Origin of the sequence: Ferruginibacter sp., assembly GCF_014377975.1 — a bacterium.
GTDB lineage: Bacteria > Bacteroidota > Bacteroidia > Chitinophagales > Chitinophagaceae > Ferruginibacter.
On record NZ_JACMOO010000357.1, the window covers coordinates 1 to 26,295 of the forward strand.

General features: G+C 39.1%; 23 protein-coding genes. 14 read left to right on the forward strand and 9 right to left on the reverse strand.

The window, feature by feature from the left end:
- Positions 1-1,339: 1,339 nt before the first annotated feature.
- The 5 genes from rpiA to H7254_RS17390 all read left to right on the forward strand — a co-directional run bounded on the left by rpiA (position 1,340) and on the right by H7254_RS17390 (position 6,991).
- Positions 1,340-2,026, forward strand: a complete 687-nt coding sequence (gene rpiA, locus H7254_RS17370) for a ribose 5-phosphate isomerase A (RefSeq protein ID WP_301934173.1) — start codon at positions 1,340-1,342, stop codon at positions 2,024-2,026.
- A 78-nt stretch (positions 2,027-2,104) separates the two neighbouring features.
- Positions 2,105-3,151 carry an NAD(P)-dependent alcohol dehydrogenase gene (locus H7254_RS17375; protein ID WP_301934174.1) on the forward strand — a complete coding sequence of 349 codons (1,047 nt, stop codon included), beginning with the start codon at positions 2,105-2,107 and terminating at the stop codon, positions 3,149-3,151.
- A gap of 37 nt (positions 3,152-3,188) precedes the next feature.
- Complete coding sequence (locus H7254_RS17380; protein WP_301934175.1) at positions 3,189-4,766, forward strand: serine hydrolase; 1,578 nt, start codon at positions 3,189-3,191, stop codon at positions 4,764-4,766.
- 63 nt (positions 4,767-4,829) lie between these two features.
- Positions 4,830-5,675: a DUF1080 domain-containing protein gene (locus H7254_RS17385; RefSeq protein WP_301934176.1), complete on the forward strand. Its 846-nt coding sequence runs from the start codon at positions 4,830-4,832 to the stop codon at positions 5,673-5,675.
- A 614-nt stretch (positions 5,676-6,289) separates the two neighbouring features.
- Positions 6,290-6,991, forward strand: a complete 702-nt coding sequence (locus tag H7254_RS17390; protein ID WP_301934177.1) for a murein L,D-transpeptidase family protein — start codon at positions 6,290-6,292, stop codon at positions 6,989-6,991.
- A gap of 52 nt (positions 6,992-7,043) precedes the next feature.
- Here H7254_RS17390 and H7254_RS17395 read toward each other — a convergent pair whose 3' ends face one another.
- Positions 7,044-8,300, reverse strand: a complete 1,257-nt coding sequence (locus H7254_RS17395; RefSeq protein ID WP_301934178.1) for an aspartate kinase — start codon at positions 8,298-8,300, stop codon at positions 7,044-7,046.
- A gap of 199 nt (positions 8,301-8,499) precedes the next feature.
- On the opposite strand from H7254_RS17395, the gene H7254_RS17400 reads away from it, so the two are divergent.
- From H7254_RS17400 to H7254_RS17415, 4 genes are all read left to right on the forward strand, one after another.
- A complete protein-coding gene (locus H7254_RS17400) occupies positions 8,500-9,261 on the forward strand; it encodes an ABC transporter ATP-binding protein (RefSeq protein WP_301934179.1) in 762 nt (253 codons plus the stop codon).
- Positions 9,262-9,460: 199 nt separating this feature from the next.
- Complete coding sequence (locus tag H7254_RS17405) at positions 9,461-10,264, forward strand: FKBP-type peptidyl-prolyl cis-trans isomerase (protein ID WP_301934180.1); 804 nt, start codon at positions 9,461-9,463, stop codon at positions 10,262-10,264.
- Between the two features lies 1 nt (position 10,265).
- Positions 10,266-10,790, forward strand: a complete 525-nt coding sequence (locus H7254_RS17410) for a YfiT family bacillithiol transferase (RefSeq protein WP_301934181.1) — start codon at positions 10,266-10,268, stop codon at positions 10,788-10,790.
- Between the two features lie 89 nt (positions 10,791-10,879).
- Positions 10,880-11,425, forward strand: coding sequence for an NUDIX hydrolase (locus H7254_RS17415; RefSeq protein ID WP_301934182.1), 546 nt, complete (start codon positions 10,880-10,882; stop codon positions 11,423-11,425).
- A gap of 343 nt (positions 11,426-11,768) precedes the next feature.
- On the opposite strand, the gene H7254_RS17420 is transcribed toward H7254_RS17415, so the two are convergent.
- The 8 genes from H7254_RS17420 to H7254_RS17455 form a co-directional block, all read right to left on the reverse strand.
- Positions 11,769-13,190, reverse strand: a complete 1,422-nt coding sequence (locus H7254_RS17420) for a folylpolyglutamate synthase/dihydrofolate synthase family protein (RefSeq protein WP_301934183.1) — start codon at positions 13,188-13,190, stop codon at positions 11,769-11,771.
- A 70-nt stretch (positions 13,191-13,260) separates the two neighbouring features.
- The gene (locus H7254_RS17425) at positions 13,261-14,127 is read right to left on the reverse strand and encodes a hypothetical protein (protein WP_301934184.1); all 867 of its coding nucleotides are present in this window, start codon (positions 14,125-14,127) and stop codon (positions 13,261-13,263) included.
- Between the two features lie 109 nt (positions 14,128-14,236).
- Positions 14,237-14,953, reverse strand: a complete 717-nt coding sequence (locus H7254_RS17430; protein WP_301934185.1) for an SDR family NAD(P)-dependent oxidoreductase — start codon at positions 14,951-14,953, stop codon at positions 14,237-14,239.
- 3 nt (positions 14,954-14,956) lie between these two features.
- The gene (locus H7254_RS17435) at positions 14,957-15,724 is read right to left on the reverse strand and encodes a TSUP family transporter (RefSeq protein ID WP_301934186.1); all 768 of its coding nucleotides are present in this window, start codon (positions 15,722-15,724) and stop codon (positions 14,957-14,959) included.
- Between the two features lie 38 nt (positions 15,725-15,762).
- On the reverse strand, positions 15,763-16,413 hold the full coding sequence (locus tag H7254_RS17440; RefSeq protein ID WP_301934187.1) for a YggS family pyridoxal phosphate-dependent enzyme: 651 nt from the start codon (positions 16,411-16,413) through the stop codon (positions 15,763-15,765).
- Position 16,414: 1 nt separating this feature from the next.
- Positions 16,415-18,079 carry a hypothetical protein gene (locus H7254_RS17445; RefSeq protein ID WP_301934188.1) on the reverse strand — a complete coding sequence of 555 codons (1,665 nt, stop codon included), beginning with the start codon at positions 18,077-18,079 and terminating at the stop codon, positions 16,415-16,417.
- Positions 18,080-18,082: 3 nt separating this feature from the next.
- Positions 18,083-18,856: an ABC transporter ATP-binding protein gene (locus tag H7254_RS17450; protein WP_301934189.1), complete on the reverse strand. Its 774-nt coding sequence runs from the start codon at positions 18,854-18,856 to the stop codon at positions 18,083-18,085.
- An 89-nt stretch (positions 18,857-18,945) separates the two neighbouring features.
- Entirely contained in the window at positions 18,946-20,100 is a 1,155-nt protein-coding gene (locus H7254_RS17455; RefSeq protein ID WP_301922759.1) for an acyl-CoA dehydrogenase family protein, read from the reverse strand.
- A 208-nt stretch (positions 20,101-20,308) separates the two neighbouring features.
- On the opposite strand from H7254_RS17455, the gene H7254_RS17460 reads away from it, so the two are divergent.
- The 5 genes from H7254_RS17460 (at position 20,309) to H7254_RS17480 (ending at position 26,245) form a co-directional block, all read left to right on the forward strand.
- Positions 20,309-20,536, forward strand: a complete 228-nt coding sequence (locus tag H7254_RS17460) for a hypothetical protein (RefSeq protein WP_301934190.1) — start codon at positions 20,309-20,311, stop codon at positions 20,534-20,536.
- Positions 20,521-20,910, forward strand: coding sequence for a type II toxin-antitoxin system VapC family toxin (locus H7254_RS17465; protein ID WP_301934191.1), 390 nt, complete (start codon positions 20,521-20,523; stop codon positions 20,908-20,910). Before H7254_RS17460 ends, H7254_RS17465 begins: the two co-directional genes overlap by 16 nt.
- A gap of 132 nt (positions 20,911-21,042) precedes the next feature.
- Positions 21,043-22,410, forward strand: a complete 1,368-nt coding sequence (locus H7254_RS17470; protein ID WP_301934192.1) for an exonuclease domain-containing protein — start codon at positions 21,043-21,045, stop codon at positions 22,408-22,410.
- Positions 22,411-22,478: 68 nt separating this feature from the next.
- Positions 22,479-24,734, forward strand: a complete 2,256-nt coding sequence (locus H7254_RS17475) for a Tex family protein (RefSeq protein ID WP_301934193.1) — start codon at positions 22,479-22,481, stop codon at positions 24,732-24,734.
- A 530-nt stretch (positions 24,735-25,264) separates the two neighbouring features.
- Positions 25,265-26,245: a ribonucleoside-diphosphate reductase small subunit gene (locus H7254_RS17480; protein ID WP_301934194.1), complete on the forward strand. Its 981-nt coding sequence runs from the start codon at positions 25,265-25,267 to the stop codon at positions 26,243-26,245.
- The last annotated feature ends 50 nt before the right edge of the window (positions 26,246-26,295 follow it).

The following is a 26,295-nucleotide window of genomic DNA, read 5'->3' on the forward strand; positions in this document are numbered from 1 at the left end:
AAGATGCCGGTATTACTATACAATCAGCCTTAACCATATAACCGGTAAAAATTTAATAACTCCGGAGGAACAAAACCAGGATCACAGGTGCATAGCCTGCGCTGACCTTATCATTAGACAGATCTTAAAAGATTTCAAATATGGAAAAAGAAAGAATGGAATACTGCCAAATCCCCAAAATGGGAAAATTATTTTACACAAGAAAGCAATAAAAGGCCGGCATTAATTTAATTAATATTGAAAAAATTAATGGCACAGTTTTTTAATTCTAAATAACGGTTTTTCATAGGATATTGGACAAAAAACGAGGCTGGATTTCTATCCGGCTTCTCTTTTTTTAAAGCCTAAATATTTTTAGATAAATGAAGCTTTTAAATTCATTAACAATCTCACCAGTTCTAAAGGCTACTTAATAGTACCAAAACCACAAAGTTTCGTTTCAAAAAAATATTTCAAAGTATTGAAGTGTTTTGCTAAATATTCGTTTATGTCCCTCAATTTTATCTTTATTTAGAAATGCTTATTAACTTGTTATTTACCATCATTTTTACCAGTTAATAAATAATTATATCCATATTATTTCTTTATTTGTATCTGTAATAAACATTTCTGTAATTTACCATCTTTATACTTTTTACAAGTGATAACATTGAGCAACCAGTTATTGACGCTGTTGCAGATATCTTTCAGGCAAAGACTTTTGAAATGGAAAATTTATTACTGAGGATGGCAAAAAATATTTGATAAGATTAATAGAGATAAGATGATCGAAATAGTAAAACAGGATAATTTAAAAGCCTGGTAACCCAATGCTGGCTCGCCTTTAGGTATCAAACAGATAGCCCGACTTTAAGACTTTTACGTGTTTTTTAAAAAAAGCTAAATTAAACCAGCCTTCCATTTTCCATTGGTTTTTAATTCTGTTACAACTGTATTCTTTACCATCTTTCAATTTCAATGATACACAAAAGATGGAAGCTTTGTATACTTTTTTTACAGCATTTAGATACAGATATAGTATGAATGACTGAACAATTAATAAACTATTGTAAATGGCATGAATGCCTTGTAATTTTGACTTAATATTACAATTCGTTAGAAGCTTCCTAAAAATGATTTTTGGAATATCGTTCAACTGTAGAAGTTGCCGGTGGCGACAACGGCAACGGATTAGCCGAGGTTTAAGATGGCAAATGAAAATTTTATTTTTAGACAGCTTCTTAGAAATACCTTAAAAGGGTAGAGGTTTGATGGGGTTAACAAAAGAGCAATAATTAAACAACAGCGTATTCAGATAAGTAAAAATGGCCAAAATTATAACGATTCAATTATTAATGACATGAACTTAAAAAAGGAAGCTGCCCTAAAAGCCATTAGTTTTATTAAACCCCGGCAATTGGTTGGGCTGGGCGCAGGTTCAACTATTGCTTTTATAGTGGAGTTGTTATCCGAACAGGTAAAAGCTGGCCTTGAGTTAAATGTGCTGACTTCTTCTTTTTCTACCAACCAGTTATTACTGCAAAAAGGTTTTTCTGTTTTGCCTGTGGCGGATGTAGAAGAAATAGATATTTATTTTGATGGCTGCGATCAGGTAGACCATCATCTGAATGCATTAAAAAGTGGTGGTGGAATTCATACAAAAGAAAAATTACTGGCATCGATGGCCACACAATTTATATTAGCAGGCGACGAGAGTAAATATGTAGCACAATTTACAACTGCCTGTCCGCTGGTAATTGAATTTTTACCGGAAGGCCTGCGCTATGTTCCGGCAACGATTCAGCAATTATTTGCAGATGCAAAAATGGTAATGAGGATGAGTGATAAAAAAGATGGAGCTGTTATTACTGATAACGGTAATTATTTGCTGGATGTATGGTTTGGCAGTTGGCCTGAACTATCACAACTGAACCCAATGATGAAATCAATTACAGGCGTTGTGGAAACTTCTTTGTTTTATAATCTTGCCCATAAGGCAATTATAGCAGGCAATGATGGAGTGAAAATTATAGTAAAGCAGGCGTAATAAAAATGTAACAAAAGTCATTCTTACACAGATCAACCATAAAAAATAATAATAAATTCAAAATAAAAAAACATAAAAATGATACCAGTAAAAGCATATGCAGCAGAAAGTGCAGCATCTCCGTTAGCACCATTTAAATTTGAAAGAAGGGAATTAAAGGAACAGGATGTATTGATTGAAATTTTGTTTTCAGGGGTTTGTCATAGCGACCTGCACCAGGTAAGAGATGAATGGGGCGGCTCAATGTACCCGATGGTTCCCGGCCACGAAATTGTGGGTAAGGTTATTAAAGTGGGCAGTGGTGTAACAAAATTTACAACCGGCCAAACTGCAGGCGTAGGTGTAATGATAGATAGTTGCCGGGAATGTAAGCCTTGTAAAAAACACATGGAACAATACTGTGCAGAAGGCATGACGGGTACCTACAATGGATTTGAAAGAGATACAAAAACCGTTGCACAGGGAGGCTACAGTACTCAGATTGTTTGCGACGAAAGATGGGTATATCATATTTCCGATTCGCTGGATTTGGCGGGTGTTGCGCCATTGTTATGTGCAGGTATTACAACCTACTCTCCTTTAAAATATGCCAATGTTAAACCGGGCGATAAAGTAGCCGTAGCAGGTCTTGGCGGACTTGGGCACATGGCGGTAAAATTTGCCGTAGCGATGGGGGCAGAAGTTACCATGTTGAGTACCTCGCCTTCTAAAGAACATGATGCCCGCAAACTGGGCGCACATCATTTTGTGTTGAGTTCTGATGAAGATGCAATGAAAAAAATAGAGAGCTATTTTGATGTGGTGCTGGATGCGGTTAGCGGCAACCATGATTACGAAATTTATTTAAAGCTGCTGGATGTAAGCGGTAAATTACTTGTAGTTGGATTACCAAAAGACGAACCAAAAGTGAATCCTTTTGAACTGATTAAAAACCGTCGTTGCATCATCGGTTCTATGATTGGAGGCACTGAAGAAACACAGGAAATGCTGGACTTTTGTGCAGAAAAAAATATTGTGGCAGATGTGGAAGTGATATCCATGCAGTATATCAATGAAGCCTATGAAAGAATGTTAAAAAACGATGTAAAATATAGGTTTGTAATTGATATGGCAACTTTGAAATAGTGTAACTATTTAGTAGAAAATAAGTAAAACCAATACCGTGTCTGATAGAAGAATATTTATGAAGCAGGTAACATCATCGGCCATTGGTATTGGCCTGTTACAAACGCTGCCGGTTTTTGTGCGGGCAAATTTATTGCAAACTGCATCCGCCCTGCCCAGAAGCACATCTGAATTACAGGGAATTTCCTCCGCTGGCATCAGCAAATTTCTCACCGCTATAAAAGCCAGCGGGCAGGAATTTCACAGCCTGATGATTTTGCGGCATGGGCATGTTGTGGCAGAAGCATGGTGGGCACCCTATTCTTCAGAGCATCGTCAGCAATTGTACTCACTTAGTAAAAGTTTCACGGGTACGGCCATTGGGTTGGCTGTTGCAGAGGGACATCTTTCAGTAGAAGATCCGGTTATAAAATTTTTCCCTGAACTTTTGCCGGAAACAGTCAGTGATAACCTTGCAGCTTTAAAAGTAAAGCACCTGCTCTCCATGTCCGTTGGACATGCAAAAGATTCGATATTGAATTTAGAAGCTTCCCCACAGGGAGTTTTATGGGAAAAAACGTTTTTAAGTCTGCCCGTTGTGTTTACACCTGGCAGCCAGTTTATGTATAATTCGGGAGCCAGTTACATGCTCAGTTCCATTGTTAAAAGAGTAACCGGACAAACAGCCCATGATTATCTAAAACCCAGGCTGTATCAGCCTTTGGAAATAAAGGGTGCCACCTGGACAGAAAATTTTGAGGGTATCAATATGGGCGCTTCTCATTTAAGGATGCGTACCGAAGACATCGCTAAATTTGGCCAATTATACCTGCAAAAAGGAAACTGGAATGGAAAGCAAATCATACCAGAAGCCTGGGTGACAGCGGCTTCCTCCAAACAAATTGACAATGGCAAAAACGACAGCAGTTGGGGTTATGGATACGGCTACCAGTTTTGGTTAAATCCGCCCGGTGGATTCCGGGCAGATGGTGCGTTTGGACAATTCAGCATGGTATTTCCCGCACTGGATGCGGTAGTAGCCATCACCAGTGAAAGTGTAAGTACCAAAATAACAATGCAGATTGTATGGGATATTTTGCTTCCTGAAATGAAAGCTGCCCCACTTCCCCCAAACACCAATGACCATATTTTTTTAACAAAGGAATTGACTGCCTTAAAATACGATTCTCCAATGGTGGCAACAAGTTCTGCCATGGCTAAAAAAATTAATGGCAAAATTTTCCTATTGGATAAAAACGAATTCAATGCAACATCGGTATCCTTTCGCTTTAAAGACGATGACTGTTTGTTTATTTTAAAAGAAGAAGGTAAGCCTGATATTATCATTACCAATGGAATACATCACTGGGTACGCAAAGGAAATTTAAAACCAACACCCCATTCTTTATTTTCTTTACGAAGAATTGATTTTGACAGTATCGTTGCAGCAAGTGCAACCTGGCAAAGTGAAAATACGTTGTTGCTTACCTGGCGTTTTATAGAAACGGTGCATGGCGACAGTATTACCTTCATTTTTGATGAAGATAAACTCACCATAAAATTTTTATTTAGTGTGGCCCGCCTACAAAATAAGCCGGACGAGCGGGCCAGCATTACGGGTAAAATGGTTGTGTAAAAATGAAATGATTACCGCCGCTTTAACGAACAATTTTAATTGATCATAAATAAATCTAGTTGTATGAAAAATCTGCCTGCCTGCTTTTTTTTACTTTTATTTTTCTTCTTCAATTCACTGCGCCTTGCCGCACAAAAAAATAACTGGCAAACATTATTCAATGGTAAAAACTTTAGCGGATGGGATACTTACCTTGGCCCGCCATTGGACAATACCGGAAAAAAAATAAGTGAAGTGCCTGTTGGTTTAAATAAAGATCCTAAAAATGTGTTCACCGTAATTGATCAGAACGGTGAGAAAGTAATTCGTATTTCCGGCGAAGACTGGGGTGGCATTGCAACTAAAAAGGTTTATTCAAATTTTCATTTGCAACTTAAATTTAAATGGGGGTCTTTAAGCTGGGGGCAAAAGAAAAATAAGAAAAAAGACAGTGGCTTACTATATTTTGCAACAGGTGAAAATGGCGCTGATTATGGAGCATGGATGCGTTCGCAGGAGTTTCAGATTGAAGAAGGTAACTGCGGCGATTACTGGGGTGTAGCGGGAGGAATACAGGATATACCTTCTGTAAAAAGGCCCGACAGCAGCTATGTTTATGATGCCACAGGAACTTTAAATACTTTTAGTGCAACCAGTGCAACCGGCCGTTATTGTATGAAGCAAGGTGATGCAGAAAATTTGACGGGCGAATGGAATACTGTAGATCTTTACTGCAGTGGCGATACCAGCGTACATGTCATCAACGGAAAAGTAATGATGGTATTATATCATTCAGCTCAGTTAGAAAATGGTACTGTTCTGCCACTTACAAAAGGAAAAATTCAAATACAATCCGAGGGTGCTGAGATTTTTTATAAGCAAATTAATCTCGAACCATTGAGTGCCATACCGGAAAATATGTTGAAATAATTCCATTAAATCAACTGTAATTTTTTTTAATAAACCACCAGCTCAACCCGCCAGCTATTTCCCGTTAAAAGGAAATTTAGTATTTTTTATTGTTATTTTACTCAATTCTGTTATTGCTTTAAAACGAAGCACAGCAAAAAATCAACTCGTTACTGGTTATTTCCAACAGAGAGAGCATCATGGATTCATTTGTGCAAGTGTTCGTATTTTTAGACGAATAAAGCTACCATGTCACAATATGACAGGCAAGAAGAAAGCATACAGGCGAAAAATGCAGGCACCATAATTTTGGTATACGTTGTGCCTTCTATACTGTAATGGGGTATATGTTTTTTAAATTTAGTGATCAAATATTTTTAGCTCATTTGGATGCGGGTATTTTTGGGCTGCCAACGATAAAAAAAATTGTCATCGGCCGCGGTTACTTTCAATATAAATAATGATGTTAGCATGAATAAAAAATTTAATTTTGTGGTTGTTTAACAAAGACAGATTCTATAAAAATCTTACTTTTATAAGCAATTACTATCCACGGTCATTTTTATATAATGAAAGCCAGATTTTTTAAAATATATTTTATTTTGTTGTTGTTTTTTGCATCAACCAGCCATTTAATGGCACAAACCAGTTTTATAAGCATACAAAAATCTACCGGCAAATTATTTGATGTTTTTAGTAAAACAGCAGACAGTTTGAAAAAACAATTTGAACAAAAAAAATTACAGTGGCCGCCCAGTGAAGTGTATATCCGCAGTTTTAAATACGATAAGCAACTGGAAGTATGGATAAAAAGTAAAGACAAAGAAACCTTTAAATTATTTAAAAGCTATAAGGTTTGCATGCAAAGCGGTTCCACGGGGCCCAAGCGTTTTGAAGGCGATTACCAGGTGCCGGAAGGATTTTATTACATCAACGAATTTAATCCCAACAGTAACTATCATCTGGCGCTTGGTTTGAATTATCCCAATGCCAGCGACAAAATTTTAAGCGATTCTCTTCGCCCCGGCAACAATATTTATATTCATGGCAACTGTGTATCTACTGGCTGTATTGCCATTAGTGACGAGCCCATTGAAGAGTTGTATGTGTTGACTTCAATTGCAAAAGATAATGGACAGGATTTTATTCCGGTACATGTGTTTCCTGTAAAATACAACAATAAAAAATCTTTTGAATACCTCGCCCTTGCCACCAAAGAAAATCAGCCGCTACAAAAATTTGCCATCACCTTAAAAGAAGCTTTTGATTATTTTGAAGAGAAAAAGAAGCTGCCGGTAATTATTGTCAACAAATCCGGTCAGTATATCATTGAGTAATATAGCGGTCTTATTTTTTATTTTAATTTCTGCTGAAAATTTTTCGCATCAATCAATTATTTTTTAAAAGTATTTGCAGGGTTTCCTTTGTTTTTTGGCTTAGTAATTCGGTTTTATTGACCGTCAACTCTGCTACAATGGCTTCCGTATAATGGCGGATGGTAAGCAGCACCACATCTTTTTCTACTTGCACGTCGAATAACTCACTGGCGGCAAGTGCCAGTTTTTCTATCTTCTCCGGCCAGTTATCTAAGCAGCAATATAAACGGATGGCACCATTCTGCGACAGGTTGGGCCTGATTTTTATCTCCACAAACAACTGGTGTAATTTATTTACCAGCATATCTTCTACAAACGAAAAATCTTTGGAGTTAAACTGCATCAATACCTGGTTGGTTTTTAAAACAATAACAGGAGGCAGATGATGTACGGGCAGGTTGCTGATGATTGTACCTGGTGATGCAGGATTTAAAAAGCAGCGTACATGTAATGGTATGGACTTATTTTGTAAAGGTTTGATGGTTTTTGGATGAATCACCTGGGCACCATAGTAGGCCATTTCAATTACTTCCGTATAACTCAATGCAGCAATAAATTGTGCATCTGCAAATAATTTAGGGTCAGCATTCATTACGCCTTCTACATCTTTCCAAATAGTTTGGCTTTCGGCATCCAGCATATTGGCAAAAATAGCAGCGGTATAATCACTGCCTTCCCTGCCCAGTGTGGTGCTTTCATTTTCGTCTGTAGCGCCAATAAAACCCTGTGTTAAAATAATACTGGTGGCGGTAAAAACCGGTACAATATCCTCCTGTATTTTTTGTTGGGTAAAATTCCAGTCAACAACAGCTTCCCTGAAATTGTCATCCGTTCTTACAATGTCCCTTACATCTATCCAGTTGTTTTTTATATCAATGCTATTCAAATAATTACTTACAATGGCCGTGCTCAGTAATTCGCCACAGCAAACAATCTGGTCGTAATAATAATCGTATTGCCGTACCGGTTTGTCGTGCAACAGCCATTCTACTTCTGTAAATAAATCGTTTAAGATGTTTGTTGCCGCTGGGTTTAACTGTGCTAAAATAGTAAGGTGTTCTTTTTTAATTTCATGAAATAGCTGTAGTGCTGTTTCTTTATTACCGGCAAAAAAAGCTTCGGCAACTTTTTCAAGCGCATTGGTTGTTTTACCCATGGCCGATATAATGATCAATAATTTTTGTCCGGAAAAAGATTGAATGATTGCTGCAACGTTTTCAATTCTTTCAATGCTGTTGATGCTGGCGCCGCCAAATTTAAAAACCTTCATTTGTATTACTGGTATTGGTAATTGAGTGATTGTTGTAATTTATTGCGATGCAAAAGTCGTGATTCTTACTCTTTAAACCATTATTTGCACTTGTAAAAGTTAAAGTAAAAGCCAATTTTGTAAACCAAAATCTAATAATTGGTTTACAACAAGCCAAATTGGCTTAATTTGCAAATAATTTTTTAGAAAATAACAGTACATGCAACGCACCATCATTTCCGTTAAGAACCTGCAAAAGAATTATGGAACTTTCGAAGCGGTAAAAGGAATTTCCTTTGATGTTTTTGAAGGTGAAATATTTGGTTTGCTGGGCCCAAATGGTGCAGGTAAATCTACCACGTTAGAAATTATTGAAACCCTGCGGGATAAAACCAGTGGCGAAGTAATGGTAGATGGAATGAACCTGGATAAGGAACCGGGCGATATAAAAAAAATAATAGGGGTACAGTTACAGGCGTCCGGATTTTATCCCGGCCTTAACCTGGTAGAACTGATACAATTATTTGGAGGTTTATACAACCGGCCGGTACAGCCAATGGAGTTACTGAAACTGGTAAATTTAGAAGATAAGGCTAAGAGCAAATACAAGGAGTTAAGCGGTGGGCAAAAACAACGTTTTTCTATTGCTACTACTTTAATCAATCAGCCTAAAATTGTTTTTTTAGATGAACCCACTACGGGTCTTGATCCGCAGGCCAGGCGAAATTTATGGGAGCTGATAAAAAGTATCCGGGCAAAAGGTACCACGGTTATTATTACAACGCATTATATGGATGAAGCAGAACAGTTGTGCGACCGTATTGCTATTTTAGATGAAGGAAAAATTATTGCCCTGGCTTCTCCTGATAAATTAATTGACGACCTGGTGGCAACTGGTTTTGAAAGGCCAAAGCAGGTAAAGTCGGCCAACCTGGAAGATGTTTTTATTCAACTGACCGGTAAAGAAATAAGAGAAGAATAATTTTTTATGCAGGCATAAAAGTCAGTTTCATTTTAGCGCAAAGACTTCGCTTTTTTTGTTCAATAAAATTACAAAAGTAAAAGAGTGCGACGCCAATGAAGCTTCATTGAAAGGCAAATGCCCGGCTCATAAAAATAAAAATTAAACATTTAAAAAAGCAATATAAATTTCATTATCAACAAACATTTAAAACAACAAAATGAAGCAATTTTTTTTAGTGGCATGCGCTTTTACAATTGGTGGCATGCAGGTAAATGCGCAAACAAAAACAAAACCTAAAACCACCACAGTTGCAAAATCTGCTGCAGGTGCAGTTAAATCAACAGTGAGTTCCCTAAAAAGTTCAACCGATTCTTTTAGTTATGCGCTGGGTATGAACGTGGCTAATAATTTAAAACAACAGGGTATTGAGCAGATTAGCTATGCTGCCATGCAAAAAGCCATGGAAGATGTTTTTAAAAAGAAAGCAACCGCCTTAAACGAACAGCAGGCTAATACAAGTATTCAGGAAAAACTACAAGCCAATGCAGCAAAAAAAAGCACGGGAGAAAAAGCAAAAGCTATGGCATTTTTAGAAGCCAATAAAAAACGTGCCGGTGTAATAACACTACCCAGCGGATTGCAATATGAAATTTTGAAAAAAGGAGATGCAACATCTGCCACACCAAAAGCGATAGATACGGTTGTAGCAAATTATGCAGGTACATTAATAGATGGAAAAGAATTTGACAACTCTTATAAAAGGGGTGAACCCTTGACGATTCCCGTGGGTAATGTTATCAGGGGCTGGACAGAAATTTTACAACTGATGCATATTGGCGATAAATTTAAAGTATTTATCCCCAGCGAACTGGGCTATGGTGAAAGAGGCGCCGGTGCTAATATTCCCGGAGGTGCTGCATTGATTTTTGATATGGAATTATTAGGCATTAAACCTGCGGTGACAGTGATAGCTACCGAACCAAAACCTGCAATGCCTGATACAACAAAACCAAAAAACTAATATGGAAGATGTAAAGTATCCCATTGGTAAATATCAGCCACAGCCTTTTTCTGCAAAGCAATTGGAGCAATGGATTACTGATATAAAATATCTTCCCAATCATTTGGAAAATTCGGTGCTTAACCTGGATGAACACCAACTGGAAACGCCTTACCGCTCCGGTGGATGGACGGTGAAACAATTGGTGCATCATGTGGCCGACAGTCACATGAATGCATACATCCGTTTTAAACTGGGGTTAACAGAAAACAATCCGGTAATAAAACCGTATGATGAAGCAGCCTGGGCGCTTTTAAGTGATACCAGCAATTTACCCATCAATGTGTCGCTCACATTATTGTTTGCGTTGCATTCAAGGTGGGTAATGGTGTTGGAAAATATACAAGAAGCTGAGTGGAACAGAACAGTGTTTCATCCCGAACAAAAAAAGGAAATAACGCTGTGGCATTTATTGGGAATGTACGCATGGCACAGCCTGCACCACACGGCGCACATAACTGCTTTAAGACAAAGAATGAACTGGTAATTTTATCCGTTTAAAAATACTTATTTACAAACAACTTTAAAGATGTTTGTAAGTGTATTTTTAAACGGATTTATTTTTAAAATAATACTATGCACTGGAAAACAATTTCATCTGAGTACCTTTCCAACCATCCATATTTTACCGCCCGCAAAGATGTATGCGAAATGCCGGATGGAACAATTGTACCATCGTATTTTGTGGTTGAACTTCCGCCCACGGTTTGTGCGATGGCTATAACAGAAGACGGCAATGTGATTCTTGTAAAGCAGTACCGCCACCCGGTTGGCGAAATACTAACTGAATTACCCGGTGGATTTTTGGACGAAGGCGAAGATGTAAAAACAGCCATTGCCAGGGAATTGATGGAAGAAACCGGGTATCAGTTCGCAGAGATAGATGAGGTAGGAAAAGTGGCGGGCAACCCCGGTGTATTATCCGGATACACACATTTATTTTTAGCCAGGGGCGGAAAAAAAACCAGTACACAAAGTCTGGATGATCACGAACAAATAGACATACAGCTTGTACCACTGGAAGAAGTAAGAGCCATGTTGCAACGCAATGAATTTGCACAGGCATTGCATGTAAGCTGCATGTTGTATGCGTTTCAAAAATTAGATGGTTTGCAGGTATAGGTTGTGCATACTATCTTTTGTCCGGGCTAAGAAGCAATGTGGATCATCGTTGCATCGCCCTCTTGTACGGCAACGTTTCAATTGAACTTCAGTTTTCTAAATCAAAATTTCTGCTTTTTATTGAGAAGATAAAATGGTTGTAAAGATTACGGGTATTTCATGTTTAAGTTTACTTTTGGATATTCAGCAAGCTTTACAAGATTTAGTTTGAAGGGTGTTTAAACCTTGGCAGCGTCACAATGTTAATATTTCAAAAACCAATGATGCAGACGTACTTGTAACAAGTTTGCTTTTCTCCATTACTGAATTTTTACCAGGGTAAATTTGTTAGCCGTTGAAGGCTTTACATTTCTACTTCCCCCACCAAAAAAATACTACCGCAAACAATAATTAAATCCTCTTTAGCGGCACCTTGCTTTGCCACTTTAATGGCCGCATTTACATCATCAAAACAATCGCCTTTTAAATTAAATGCTGCTGACTTTATTTGTAATTCATCGGCAGGTAAAGCCCTTGGGATATGTGCATTTGTAAAATAATACACGGCGTTTGCCGGCAACAGCGATAACACGGTGCTTACTTCTTTATCTTTTACCATTCCAATTACAAAATGAACAGTTCGGTGTATGGCAGGTTCATTTTTATTGATCCATTTTATTTGTTCCAGCACCTGTTTAATCCCATCTTCATTGTGGGCTACATCCAGCACCAGCATTGGGTTTTGGCCAATTACATCCCAGCGGCCATGCAGTCCGGTTAACCGCTTGGTATTTGCCAGCGCATATTTCTCCGCGGCCTTGTTTATTGTAAATCCATGTTGCAGTAAAATACTTTCGGCATATAATACTGAACATAAATTTTTTGCCTGGTAAATCCCATTCAGGTCCAGGATAAAATTTTCTTTTAGATAACTGGTTGAACCGGTAATGCTGCAGTGTAATGTTTGTGTAGTTAACACCAATTCATCCGCAATGTAATTATCTGATGCAAAATAAATGGGGGCATTGCATTGGGTTGCTTTGCTTACAAAAATGGGTTTGGTTTCGGGTAGCCATTCTCCAATAACCACCGGAACGCCTGGTTTTATGATGCCCGCTTTTTCTCCTGCAATTTTTTCCAGTGTATCACCTAAAATATTCATGTGATCGTATCCGATGTTAGTAATGATCGACAAGATGGGCGTAATGATATTGGTACTGTCTAACCTGCCACCGAGGCCGGTTTCAATAATGGCGATATCTACCTGCTGCTGCGCAAAATAATCAAAGGCCATCGCCATTGTCAATTCAAAAAAAGAGGGTTCAATTGTTTCTGAAATGGTTTGGGTTCTTTGCACAAAATCAACCACAAAATCCTGGTCAATCATTTCGCCATTTATTTTTATGCGCTCCCTGAAATCTTTTAAATGTGGGGAAGTGTACAAGCCTGTTTTGTAACCAGCCTGCTGCAGCATGGCGGCCAGCATGTGGCTGGTACTGCCTTTGCCATTGGTGCCTGCAATATGTATGCTTTTAAATTTTGTCTGGGGATTGTTGAGCGCATTGCACAATGCAATGCTGTTATGCAGGTCTTCTTTATAAGCCGCTGCGCCTATGCGGCTGTACATAGGCAATTGTGCAAAAAGGTATGCGATGGTTTGCTGATAATTCATTGCTGCAAATATAAAAGCAAAAGTGGAAAGTGAGTGGGGATGGTGTGCAGTAAGTAGTGAATAGTAAATTTTGAATGCAGATTGAATCGTTGGGTAAAAATCAGAAATTGCCAATTGCTAATTTCTACCAAAAATAAACGAAGTGCATTTTGCTTATTCCGGATGCCCGATAATGCCTCAACGCTTAATTCTGTACTTTAAAATTAAATAAGATGGTTGAAACGCCGCCATCATCGCTTGAAGGAAATTTAAGACCTGCTGCTTTTCTTTTGGCAATGCCGGTAATGTTGGGGTTAAAAGTGGTAGTACCTTTTGAAATGGAGCTACCGGTATAAGTTCCGGCCGAATTGTATTTTACATCCAGGTAAACTTTTGCATTTTCGGTAAAATCATCTTCAAATCTTAAAGTACCTAAATTCAAGGGGCGTACTCCCCTGGTAACAGTAACACCACTTCCGCCACCGGGTGAGTTGCCATAACTGTCTGGCTTGCCGGAAGCATCACCGGCATCTCCTTTTCCACCAGGTTTATTTCCCTGGTAGGTATACCCATTGTCTTCTATAGCGCCATTACCTTTGCCGTTACCAGTGCCATTGTACGTGGCTTTGGGCTTTTGTGGTTTGGGAGCGGGCATTACTACCGCTGGTGCCGGGTTTACTGTTTTTACAGGTTTGGTAACCGGTTCTTTCGCAATCGTGATTGCTTTGGGAACTACTTTTTCGGGCTTCGTAACCGGTGCTGCGTCTTTATCTTCAATGGGGTCTGGCTGAATATCTTTAGCGGGCGGTTCGGGCGCCGGAGCGGCTTTCGCCTGCTTTGCCGTCACTTCCTGCGACGGTCCCATCTGGCCCTTGATCAATGGTTGTACTACTCCAAAACCTTCTTTATTATTGCCCAGGTTTATTTCAATCAAATTTTCCACCAGCGGACGCGGAGGTTGCAGGATGGGCCAGGTAATAAAAAAAGCCAGCAATAACATCACCGCTACAATAATAGCGGTATACGTAAATGCCTTCCTGTTTTTTTCTGCTTCAAATGAGGATGCGTACATAAATTAATTGTAATACCGTTAAAGTTATTTCATTAAAATTAAACAACGCAATTTGATGTGTAAATACACATTTGCTGTTAAAGCTTTAACAAAAGGTTTAACAATATAATCAGCCAATTTTTTTGTAGAAACCGATGGGGATTACATTCAGCAGCCAGGCAACCAATTGCCATCTTTTAGTGATGTATAGTTTTCGTTTCTTCCTGCTGATGCCCGTATAAATTTGCGCTGCTGCTTTTTCAACCGGGGCTACCCAAAACTGGCCATCGCCCTTTGCCATTTTCGTTTTTATAAAGCCGGGACGAATATCAGTGATATAAACGGGTAGGTTTAATTTGTATGCTTTTATGTACAGGCCTTCCAGGTAGTTACTCATGTAAGCCTTGCTGGCACTGTATGCCGGGGCAAAGCTATTGCCGCGGATAGCAGCGATGGAAGAAGTAGCCGCAATGTGACCTTTTCCTTCAACCACAAAATAATTGAACGCAAAGTTTACAATTTCAGCAAAGCCATTTACATTGATCCGTGTTGTATTTTTATCAATTTCCCAGTTGAGTGATGTAGAAGATTCACCATAGCCGCTGTTGTAAATCAGCAGGTCAAGCCCTCCCAGTTGCTGAATCAGATTCTTCATGCACTCTACATTTTCTTCACCGGTTACGTCAAAACATTCAGTCAGGATATTATCAGGGAAATCTTTTTGTAAACTATCCAGCAAGGCTCTTCTTCTGCCCGTAACACCCACCAGCCAGTTGTTGGTGGCGTACAGTTGCGCCAGTTGTTTTCCTATTCCGGAAGTGGCGCCAATGATGATCACCTTATTCATGCACTATTTTTTTACAAATATATCATACCCAAATCGTATAATTGTTACTGTTATAACCAGTAAAAAAAACACGCGTATAAACTTGTTTCCTTTTAAAATAGCCAGCCTGGCACCAATAACAGCGCCCGTAAAATTGCATACCGCCATGGGTATGGCGTATTGATATAAAATATGTCCGCTGCGGGAGAAGAAAAGAATGGATCCTATGTTGGTAGATACGTTGACAAGTTTTGCATGGGCGCTGGCTTTTAAAAAATCAAACCCAAGCATACTGATAAAAAAAAGTATTAAAAAACTTCCGGTTCCCGGGCCTATAAATCCATCATAAAAGCCAATCAACAATGCCATGGTCATCCCCCAGCTATATTGTTTTTTCAAACTCACAGATCTTTCAGCTGCCAGGCCAAAATCTTTTTTCGTGTAGGTATAAATGAATACGGCAATAAGGGTAATTAAAAACAAAGGTTTTATAAATGCATTGCTCACAAGTGTAACTGTAAGCGAGCCGGCATAAGCCGCCACAAGTGCTATACTACACATCGCAGCCAGTAATTTCCAACGGATATTTACTTTAAAGGCATACTGAAAAGCAGCAATGGAGGTACCGGTAAGCGAAGGTATTTTTGTTGTACCCAGCAAACTGGCCATTGGGTATTGAGGAAGTGTTATCAACGTAGCGGGCGTTTGCACCAGACCCCCGCCGCCAACAATTGCATCGATAAAGCCTGCCGCAAAAGCTGCAATACAAAGAATAATTATTTCCCGGGTCATTTAGAGCGTGTGTTAGGTGCAAACAAAAAAAAGATCAGTTATTTTGCTGGATATAAACGTTCGCCAAATAATAAACTACCAATACGAATCATGTTGCTGCCTTCTTCCATTGCAATGGTATAATCCCCACTCATACCCATTGACAGGATAGAGAACCCGGAATATTGATTGTACAACGAACGTAACTCAGTAAATTCTTTTCTTACAAGTGTGCGGTCATCAGAAAAAGATGCCATGCCCATCAGACCGGCAATGTGCACATTTTTTAACGTAGCACTTTCTTTCATTACTTCTGATAATTCAGTGGCATCCAAACCAAATTTTGTTTCTTCTTTTGCAATGTGTACCTGTAGCAAACAATCGATGACCCGGTTATTTTTTGCAGCCTCTTTATTAATTTCCTTTAACAAATTAAAACTATCCACCCCATGAATTAAATAAACAAAGGGCGCAATGTATTTTACTTTATTACTTTGCAGGTGACCAATAAAATGCCAGCGGATAGCCTTTGGTAACAATAATTCTTTGTCCACCAGTTCCTGCACATAATTTTCGCCAAAATCACGCTGTCCCGAATCATAAAATTCTTGTAAATCTGTTACAGGCTTGGTTTTACTTACAGCAACCAACGTGGCTTTACTGTTTAATTCAGTAAGTATTTTATTATATGCTTCAATGTTTACAGCCATATTAAAAGGATATTTTTGACCATGATAAATGTTGAATTTTTTTCAATAAAAAATAACAGCCTGTTGCCGAAACCGGTATCAATGCAGCAGGAAGCCAGCTTATTTGTAACGCAAGGTAATGCGCCCCCACCAATAAGCCAATGATGATCATCTGCAAGATAGACCTGACGAATTTACCCGTTTGTCCCTTTATATTTTGCTGCCTCGAAAAAGGCAGGTAATGATCCGATAGATTGGCAACGGCGAAAAAGATGAGCAGGTTATTAAAGAAGCCAAAAACAAAATCATCCAGGATTGGCAAGCCCCAGATAAAAAAAGCTACTGCGAAAAAAAAGAGATAGATGGGTATAAAAAACTTTACCAATAATAATTTAATGCTGCCGCTGATCAGCTCGCCAGGTTTTGCCAGTGGAGTGCTTTGGTACACCCATGCCGCAGCAAAGTTATCATAAAAGCTAGTGATAGGTAAACTTGCCAGTACGCTGAAGATGGGAACATAAATACAAAACAGGAACATCTTTGTAGTGTGCAATCCTTGCCAGATATGCGTAATATCCTTGCCACTTTTAAAAACAAAAATAAACAGATATACCGCTATGTAAGCAAGGCTTGGATAAAATTGTATCTTAAAAGTTTTATCCCTGCCCGTTATTTTCCACGTGGTTTCAAAGCCTGCGGTCTCAGTCTTGCTGCTGCATATTAGTTTGGATATTTTTTGCGATAACGCTGTTTTGCCTTTATTGGCTATAGCAATTTCAGTGGTTGATCTACTGGTATTACTGAGTGCCCCAAGCTTTTTTGCAAAGGAGGGCGCCAGGTATCTAATCATTATCCAAACTGTAAAGGGCGGTATCAAAACTGTGCAGGCAATCATTGCAATATGGATGCTGTTAAAATTAAATTGCTGCACAGCTTCCAGCGCCATAGCCATCCACACGGGCGGCAGCAGGTAAGAGTAGCCATGCAGTGCAAGAGAAAGCTTGTTGTCGTTTACATTGATGAGCCGGGGAACAACCTGAAAACCTATAACAAAAAAGGTAGTCATAAAAATTTGGAAATAGCCAACAATATCTTTTATTTTTTGCTCATTGGCAAAACGTAGCATCAGCCCATATAGCAGGTACGTAACAAACACCGCAAAGGCAACCATCAGCAGCATAGTGACTATCATGCACACACCTGTCAATAAACCATATTGTATAAATGTAAAAGCGATGGGCGCTATCGTTAACGCTATGGTAAACTGCAACAGGTAAACTAAAATATGTACTATCCTTGCTAAAAATAACGTGTGGCTGTTTACTGGTCTTGGTAAAATAATTTGGTTGTCTGTCGTGTCGAGCAACACGCTGCTAAAGTCTGTTATCAGCGTCATCGCCATCATAAATAACAAGTAGGCATGTATCACTATCATCGCTACCAACAGCGATTGCAGGCTAAAAATCAGTAACCCTATTGCGGTACCTAAAATAAAATAAACGAAGAGCGTTCCCCATAAAGGGTTCAGCATTTCTTTTTGTTGTTTCCTTTTAAAGTTTACCGGGCTGCGCCGCCTGTCCATCAATATCTTGGTTTCTGCAATTACCTGTAGCTTATCAAAATCAATATTTTTAGTGTTGAATATTTTTACGAAACGGAGCAATATTTTCAGGATGATTTTGTCCATCTTTTAAAATTTTAAGATGTCGATAAATTCCTTTGCCGTGCTGTTATTTTGCTGGCTGCCTCCGGTAAGCGAGGTAAAGATATTTTCCAAAGAGCCCTGGTGTGCCTGCTGCTGAAGGGTTTCAAAACTGCCATCTGCCAACACTTCGCCTTTGTCTATTATGACAATGCGATCGCTTATTTTTTCTACTACATCCATTATGTGCGAAGAATAAAAGATAGTCTTGCCGCTTTGTTTTAATTGCGATAGGATCTCTTTTACAAGTATCACCGCATTGGCATCAAGTCCGCTTAACGGTTCGTCTAAAAAAATAATTTCAGGATTATGCATCAGCCCGCTGATGAGTAATACTTTTTGTTTCATCCCTTTGCTGTACGTATTCATTCTTGTTTCAGACTTGTCTGCCAGATCGAATAACCGCAATAACTCCCATGATTTCACTTTAATTACCTCATCATCCAACCCATATAATTTTCCCACAAAACGCAAATATTCTGTCGGGTTCAGTACATCGTATAGCGAAGCCTGTTCTGGTATGTAGCCAATCCGTTGCTTGATTTCGATGGCATGTCTCCGTACATCTAAACCCAGCACATTTACCTCACCTTCAAACTCGTCGATGATGCCGCAGATAATTTTTATGGTAGTACTTTTTCCAGCACCGTTTGGCCCGATATAACCAACTATCTGACCAGCATCTATCGTTAAGTTAATATCCTGCAGCACATAGTTATTGCTGTATTTTTTCTTAAGATTATTGATTTGTATGATGCTCATCGTAGTTTGGTTTTCTTCCGGGGTATTCTATAAATTAAATGAGCTGTGCAATAAAGTTCTGCCATCAACCAGGGGTCATAAACGCATACTCACTTCAAAATACTACGACTAATTACAATCCTTTGCACTTCACTGGTGCCCTCATATATCTGTGTAATTTTTGCATCCCGCATCATACGTTCCACATGATATTCTTTCACAAAACCATAGCCGCCGTGAATCTGAACTGCTTCGGTGGCTGTCCACATCGCAGTTTCACTGGCAAAAACTTTCGCCATGCTGCTACTTAAAGTATAGTCGAGGTGTTCATCTTTTTCCCAGGCGGCCTTCAGGCAAAGCAGGCGGGCACATTCAATTTTAGTAGCCATATCTGCCAGCTTAAATTGTATAGCCTGGTGCTGCATAATTTCTTTACCAAAAGCCTTGCGTATTTTACTGTATGCAAGCGCTCTTTCATACGCACCACTGGCTATGCCCAACGCCTGCGAGGCAATGCCAATGCGGCCTCCGGCCAGTGTTTTCATGGCAAATTTAAAACCAAAGCCATCTTCGCCAATGCGGTTTTCTTTGGGTACTTTTACATCGTTGAATAAAACCGTGTGCGTATCGCTTCCGCGGATACCGAGTTTATTTTCTTTAGCACCAACCACTACACCCGGCCAGTTTTTTTCTACAATAAAAGCATTGATGCCTCGGCTGCCCTTGCTTACATCTGTTTGTGCAATCACCAGGTAAACGCTCGCACTATTGCCATTGGTGATCCAGTTTTTTACACCATTTAATAAATAATAATCGCCTTTGTCTTCTGCAGTGGTTTGCTGTGAAGTAGCGTCGCTGCCAGCTTCCGGCTCGCTCAATAAAAAAGCGCCGATGTATAACTGATCATCTTTTTTACCCTGTGCCAGTGGAATTAAATATTGCTGCCGCTGCGCTTCATTGGCATATTCCTGCAGACCATAACAAACCAGACTGTTGTTAACACTCATGCAAACGCTTACGCTGGCATCCACTTTACTGATCTCTTCCATGGCCAATACGTAGCTGATGGTATCCATACCACTGCCGCCATATTCCGGTTTTACCATCATGCCCATAAAACCAAGGTCGGCTAATTTTTCAATTTGTTCTTTGGGAAAGCGTTGTAATTCATCTCTTTCAATCACGCCCGGCAGGCATTCATTGATGGCAAAATCTCTCGCCGCTTTTTGAATCATCAGATGCTCTTCAGAAAGTTGAAAATCCATAATTGATTATTTTAATTGCTTTGTAAAAATAAGCTATCAATGGCGATGGCGTTTTTTTTGTTTGACGTTTTGTTTGGACGGATAATCAATGCTTTTAACTTCTTTTTCAGTAGCCTGTCCGTTGCGCTGAATTGCACTCCTGCACCGAATTATTGAGGCTACTTTTATCAAAGTGTAGTTGGTGGCTAAAATTTCTTACATTTGAACTATGCAGGTAGAAGTAGACATAGCGTTTGATCAATTAGTAAAAATCGTAAATACTTTATCAACAGGAAAACTACGGAAGCTTAAGGCTGAAATTGAAAAGAAAATTACCAAAGGGCATGGGCAGACTGATTTAAAATCGCTTCTTTTAAAAGGACCGGTGGCAACTAAAAAACAGTTAGCAACCATTGATAATAATAGAGAAGCTATCAATCAATGGCGAACAAAATAATCCTGGTTGATACATCGATACTCATTGATTACTACCGAAAGGCAAATAAAGCCAATGCTGTTTGGGTAACCCTAATTGATCAGGAATATGAATTTGTCATTTCTACCATTACAAAATACGAACTGTATTCAGGCGCTACGCCGAACCAGATGGAATTTTGGAACAGTATATTGTCAATAATTTCAATTATAACTTTTGATGAAAAATGCGTTGACGCGGCCATATTTATAAATACAGCGCTCAAACGAAAAAGAAAGCAAATCGACCTGGCCGACCTTTTTATAGCAGCAACGGCAATGAACCAAAACCTACCCATTGCTACATTGAATAAAAAACATTTCGAACGCATTGACGGCTTAACTGTCCTATTATAAACAAAATTTTATTGGTGTAATTCGGGGCTTAAAATTCATGCAACAAAACAATTAGTGTAATCTGCCTTAATCCGTGTAATCAAAAAAATAAAATATTACTAATTCCTTTAGTATTTGTACATTTGAAATCTAATGTATGCAATAGTTGATATAGAAACCACCGGCGGCCATGCTTCTGCAAATGGCATTACTGAAATCGCCCTGTTTATTCATGATGGTGAAAGAGTGGTAAAACATTTTGAAACGCTGATCAACCCCTTACAAAAAATACCAGCTTATATCACATCCCTTACAGGCATTGACAATTATATGGTTGCCGGTGCGCCCCTTTTTGAAGACGTGGCCGCCACAATTTATGAATTATTAAATGACACCATTTTTGTGGCGCACAATGTAAACTTCGATTATTCTTTTGTAAAATATCACCTGAAAGTTGCCGGGTACGAACTGGCAGAAAAAAAGTTATGTACCGTAAGGTTGAGCAGAAAAATATTTCCCGGCTTAGCATCTTATAGTCTTGGTAACCTTTGCCGTTCGCTGTCTCTGCCCATTGATAACCGGCACCGTGCGGGCGGTGATGCCAAAGCCACTGTAAAATTACTGGAGCATTGTATAGCCAATGGTGGAAACGAACACATTGAACAAATGCTTAAAAAATCATCGGCTGAACAATGGCTGCCATTACATTTAACCAAGGCAGATATAGCCTGCCTGCCTGTGGCACCGGGTGTATATTATTTTCATGATACAAAAGATAAGATTGTGTATGTGGGCAAAGCCATCAACATAAAAAAAAGGGTCAGCAGTCATTTTACCCACAACGATCCGGATAGAAAGCGGCAAAATTTTTTACGCATCATCTGCAGAATAAGCTTTAAGGAATGTGCAACAGAACTGGAGGCAATTGTTTTGGAAAGTGCAGAAATTAAAAGGTTGTGGCCGAAATATAATTACAGTCAAAAACAACCGGTACAAAAGTTTGCCCTGTACCAGTTTGAAGACAATCGTGGCTACCTGCGACTGGCGATTGACAAGAAGAAAAAAAATATCCCCGCATTGTATTGTTTTAATTTATTACATGAGGGCCTGGTGATGATAAAAAAAATGGCGGAAGAATTTGCGCTGAATGAAAAACTTTGTTTTATTGATAAAACGCCTTTTACTGAAACGGAACTGCAGTTGTTAGATCCACCTGATTTATACAATACCAAAATAAAGCAGGCGATAGAGGCGCTCGAAAAAAACTTACCCACATTTGCAGTAATGGATAAAGGTATCCGGGAAGCAGAAAAATTATGTTTGTTAATTGAAAGAGGCAGTTTTTGGGGCATGGGTTATCTGCCTTCAGGCACTAATTTCACATCTGCCGACGACTTAAAAATACACTTAAATCCTTATGCTGATAATGATACCATCCGCAACAGTATTTATTCTTTTGTAGAAAAAAATCCGGAAAAGCGTATTAGCCTGGCTCCGGCTAACCTAAGCTTTCAAAATTAAATTTCCTATTTTTTCTTTCCCTTCACAACACTATTTTCGCAGCCCTGAATTTTAAAATTAGTAACAACATGTCAGACTTCGTACAACCAATTGCCCAAAAATTAAATATAAAATTACAGCAGGTAGAAGCTGTACTAAGTTTATTTGCAGAAGGCGCTACCATCCCCTTTATTGCCCGTTACCGCAAAGATAAAACCGGTGCGCTGGATGAGGTTCAGATACAGCAAATACAGGATGAGGAGAAATTTTTAAAAGAGTTTCATGAACGTAAAACCTTCATCGAAAAAACCATTACCGACCAGAAGAAAATGACGGAAGTATTGCAGGCAAAAATAAATAAGGCAACCACCCTTGCAGAACTGGAAGATATTTATCTGCCTTATAAACCAAAAAGAAAAACAAAAGCCCAAACCGCCCGGGAGAATGGTTTGGAACCGCTGGCTAATTTTTTACTGGAACAAAAAGATATCGACATCGTTGCTACGGCCACCGGTTTTATTAACGAAAAAGTTTTGGATGCAGATGCGGCTTTGCAAGGTGCCAGGGATATTATTGCCGAGCAGATAAATGAAAATGCACCCGTTAGGGCAAAGCTGCGTAAGCTGTTTGAAAACGAGGCCACGCTGCAAAGTAAAGTGGTAGCCGATAAAGAAACAGCGGGTATCAAATACAAGGATTATTTTGAGTTTTCCGAATTTATTTCCAAAGCACCCTCGCATCGGATACTGGCAGTGCTTCGTGGTTTTCTGGAAGGGTTTTTACGCATAGCCATTTCGCCGGCAGAAGAAGCTGCTTTGGAAATGATTGAGGCAATGTATATAAAAGGAATGAGCACTTGCAGCGATCAGTTGCGTAAGGCAGTGAAAGATGCTTACAGAAGGTTGTTGCAACCGAGCCTGGAGACTGAATTCAGAACTGCTTTAAAAACCAAGGCGGATGAAGAAGCCATCAATGTTTTTGCAGAAAATCTACGCCAGTTATTGCTGAGTTCTCCTATTGGAAGCAAAAGAATTTTGGCCATTGATCCTGGGTACAGAACAGGTTGTAAAGTAGTTTGCCTGGATGAAAAAGGCGAGCTGCAAAAAACCGATCTTATCTTTCCGCACGAAACAAATAAGGTGGCGGCAGAAGCCATTAAAATTAAAAACCTGGTACAGCAATACGGTATTGAAGTTTTTGCCATTGGCGATGGAACGGCTGGAAGGGAAACCGATAATTTTATAAAAAGCCTTCAGCTTGGTTTACCGGTATTTTTAGTAAATGAAGATGGAGCATCTATTTATTCAGCTTCCGAAATAGCGAGAGAGGAATTTCCAGACCAGGATATTACGGTACGTGGCGCAGTAAGTATTGGCAGAAGGTTGATGGACCCCTTGGCAGAACTTGTAAAGCTTGATCCAAAAAGTATTGGTGTGGGCCAGTACCAGCATGATGTAAACCAGTTTCGTTTAAAAGAACGGTTGGATGCTACCGTTATTAGCTGTGTAAACAATGTGGGTGTAAATTTAAATACCGCCAGTAAACATTTGCTGAGTTATGTAAGTGGCATTGGTAGTACACTTTCGGATAATATCATCAAATACCGCAACGAGATTGGAAAGTTTACCAGCCGTAAACAATTGTTAAAAGTGCCCCGCCTGGGGGGTAAAGCATTTGAACAATGTGCCGGGTTTTTGCGTATTAAAGAAGGGGAAGAGTTGCTGGATCAAAGTGCCGTACATCCGGAGGCATATTTGTTAGTAGAGGCCATGGCAAAGGATCTTGGCGTAGAAGTAAAAGCACTGATCGGAAAAGAAGAATTGTTAATAAAAGTAGATGCAAAAAAATATGCTACCGAACAAATAGGGGAGCTTACAATAAAGGATATCCTGAATGAATTAAAGAAGCCCGGCCTTGATCCACGCAGTGAAGCAGCAGCTTTTGAATTTGCCAATATTTATGGCATTGATGATGTAAAAGTAGGGATGGAAGTACCGGGTGTAGTAACCAATATTACCCGCTTTGGTGCATTCATAGATATCGGTGTAAAACAGGATGGGTTGGTGCATGTATCCGAAATTTCGCATACGTATATTACCGATCCCAGTGCAGTATTGAAACTGAATCAACACGTAAAAGTAAAAGTGCTGGAAGTTGATACGGTAAGAAAAAGAATTGCCCTGTCTATTAAACAAACAGAAGAAGGGCCAGCCAGAAAACAATATGCAAAACACAATTCAGGCGGCCGTGAGGCTGCGCCAGGTTTTACAACGGTAAAAAAGCCGGTGGCTGAATTACCATTGCAGGATGCATTGGCAGCGCTTAAGCAAAAATTTGGAAAGTAGTTTTATCTCCCGGCTTTATTTTAAAAATGGAAAAAAAATCAGCTTTCCCGGGGATAAAAATGATGGTTTTTACAGAATAAAAAATTGTTTGAATTTTTAATATTTTTTTATACCCAATCTTGAAAAAAATGTTGAAAAAAAAGCAATATGTAACACAATACATACTGCACAAAGGTTTCAAACGATATTAACAAATTGTGTTACTAACTTTTATAAATGCAATAAAAAAGGGGTAGTACTATTGCAATTGTTCAGGCAGGTGCCGTTAACCGGAAGATCGTCAAAAATATTATTACTAAAAATATGAAATTAGTGCTGTTAGCCACTAAGAGTAGTAATAGTAATTAAATTTTTTTCAAAGGAAAATTTATTATTTACGCCCGGTTATTGATTGGCCAAACACCTGAGCAAAAAAGCGCAACATCATCGCAATAAGGATCACGGCATTTTAGTAAATCCAATCAACTGTTGGTTTACTCTAGATATCCGTTTTTCAAATTGCGTTTACATAAACAATTAACAACATCATCATGTCAGAAAGCAACAACAGTTCAGAATTACTTTTAAGAGAAAACAAAGACCGTTTTGTTATCCTCCCAATTAAATATCCCAAAGTGTGGGAAATGTATAAAAAGCATGAAGCCAGTTTTTGGACGGCGGAGGAAATTGATTTAAGCAGCGATCAGAAAGACTGGGATAACCTTAACGACGGGGAGCGTCATTTTATTTCTCACATCCTTGCTTTTTTTGCGGCCAGCGATGGTATTGTAAACGAAAACCTGGCCGTTAATTTTATGAGCGAAGTGCAGTTGCCCGAGGCAAGGTGCTTTTATGGTTTCCAGATTATGATGGAAAATATTCACTCAGAAACCTATGCGTTATTAATTGATAATTATATAAAAGATCCCAAAGAAAAGCAACGGCTGTTTCATGCCATTGATACCGTTCCAGCCGTTAAGAAAAAAGCTGAATGGGCTTTGCGCTGGATCGATAAAGGAAATTTTGCAGAACGCCTTGTGGCATTTGCAGCGGTTGAAGGTATCTTCTTTAGCGGTAGCTTTTGTTCCATTTTTTGGATGAAGAAAAGAGGGCTGATGCCTGGTTTAACTTTTAGCAATGAATTAATAAGCCGTGATGAAGGCCTGCATTGCGAGTTTGCCTGTTTATTGTACAGCATGCTTGAAAAGAAATTAACAAAGGATGAAGTATTTACAATTATAGCTGATGCCGTTACCATTGAAAAAGAATTTGTAACAGAAGCCTTGCCTGTTGCATTGATTGGGATGAATGCTAAACTGATGCAGCAATACATTGAGTTTGTTGCCGACCGATGGCTGGCGGAGCTGGGCTATCCTAAAATGTTCAACGCCACCAACCCGTTTGATTTTATGGAAATGATTTCCCTGCAGGGTAAAACCAACTTCTTTGAAAAAAGAGTGGGCGACTACCAGAAATCAGGTGTAATGGGCACTAAAGAATCGCAGGCGTTTTCCCTCGAAGAAGACTTTTAAAAAAGTAATTAACATCTGTGGAAACAATTTAAGCAGCAATTTTCAATTTA

Coding starts and splice junctions, on each gene's coding strand:
- H7254_RS17460 (WP_301934190.1), top strand. CDS start 20,309: ATGCAGGTAGAAGTAGACATAGCGTTTGATCAATTAGTAAAAATCGTA.
- H7254_RS17465 (WP_301934191.1), top strand. CDS start 20,521: ATGGCGAACAAAATAATCCTGGTTGATACATCGATACTCATTGATTAC.
- H7254_RS17430 (WP_301934185.1), bottom strand. CDS start 14,953: ATGAATAAGGTGATCATCATTGGCGCCACTTCCGGAATAGGAAAACAA.
- H7254_RS17455 (WP_301922759.1), bottom strand. CDS start 20,100: ATGGATTTTCAACTTTCTGAAGAGCATCTGATGATTCAAAAAGCGGCG.
- H7254_RS17445 (WP_301934188.1), bottom strand. CDS start 18,079: ATGGACAAAATCATCCTGAAAATATTGCTCCGTTTCGTAAAAATATTC.
- H7254_RS17400 (WP_301934179.1), top strand. CDS start 8,500: ATGCAACGCACCATCATTTCCGTTAAGAACCTGCAAAAGAATTATGGA.
- H7254_RS17410 (WP_301934181.1), top strand. CDS start 10,266: ATGGAAGATGTAAAGTATCCCATTGGTAAATATCAGCCACAGCCTTTT.
- H7254_RS17435 (WP_301934186.1), bottom strand. CDS start 15,724: ATGACCCGGGAAATAATTATTCTTTGTATTGCAGCTTTTGCGGCAGGC.
- rpiA (WP_301934173.1), top strand. CDS start 1,340: ATGAACTTAAAAAAGGAAGCTGCCCTAAAAGCCATTAGTTTTATTAAA.
- H7254_RS17475 (WP_301934193.1), top strand. CDS start 22,479: ATGTCAGACTTCGTACAACCAATTGCCCAAAAATTAAATATAAAATTA.
- H7254_RS17405 (WP_301934180.1), top strand. CDS start 9,461: ATGAAGCAATTTTTTTTAGTGGCATGCGCTTTTACAATTGGTGGCATG.
- H7254_RS17375 (WP_301934174.1), top strand. CDS start 2,105: ATGATACCAGTAAAAGCATATGCAGCAGAAAGTGCAGCATCTCCGTTA.
- H7254_RS17415 (WP_301934182.1), top strand. CDS start 10,880: ATGCACTGGAAAACAATTTCATCTGAGTACCTTTCCAACCATCCATAT.
- H7254_RS17385 (WP_301934176.1), top strand. CDS start 4,830: ATGAAAAATCTGCCTGCCTGCTTTTTTTTACTTTTATTTTTCTTCTTC.
- H7254_RS17470 (WP_301934192.1), top strand. CDS start 21,043: ATGTATGCAATAGTTGATATAGAAACCACCGGCGGCCATGCTTCTGCA.
- H7254_RS17450 (WP_301934189.1), bottom strand. CDS start 18,856: ATGAGCATCATACAAATCAATAATCTTAAGAAAAAATACAGCAATAAC.
- H7254_RS17395 (WP_301934178.1), bottom strand. CDS start 8,300: ATGAAGGTTTTTAAATTTGGCGGCGCCAGCATCAACAGCATTGAAAGA.
- H7254_RS17390 (WP_301934177.1), top strand. CDS start 6,290: ATGGCACAAACCAGTTTTATAAGCATACAAAAATCTACCGGCAAATTA.
- H7254_RS17480 (WP_301934194.1), top strand. CDS start 25,265: ATGTCAGAAAGCAACAACAGTTCAGAATTACTTTTAAGAGAAAACAAA.
- H7254_RS17425 (WP_301934184.1), bottom strand. CDS start 14,127: ATGTACGCATCCTCATTTGAAGCAGAAAAAAACAGGAAGGCATTTACG.
- H7254_RS17440 (WP_301934187.1), bottom strand. CDS start 16,413: ATGGCTGTAAACATTGAAGCATATAATAAAATACTTACTGAATTAAAC.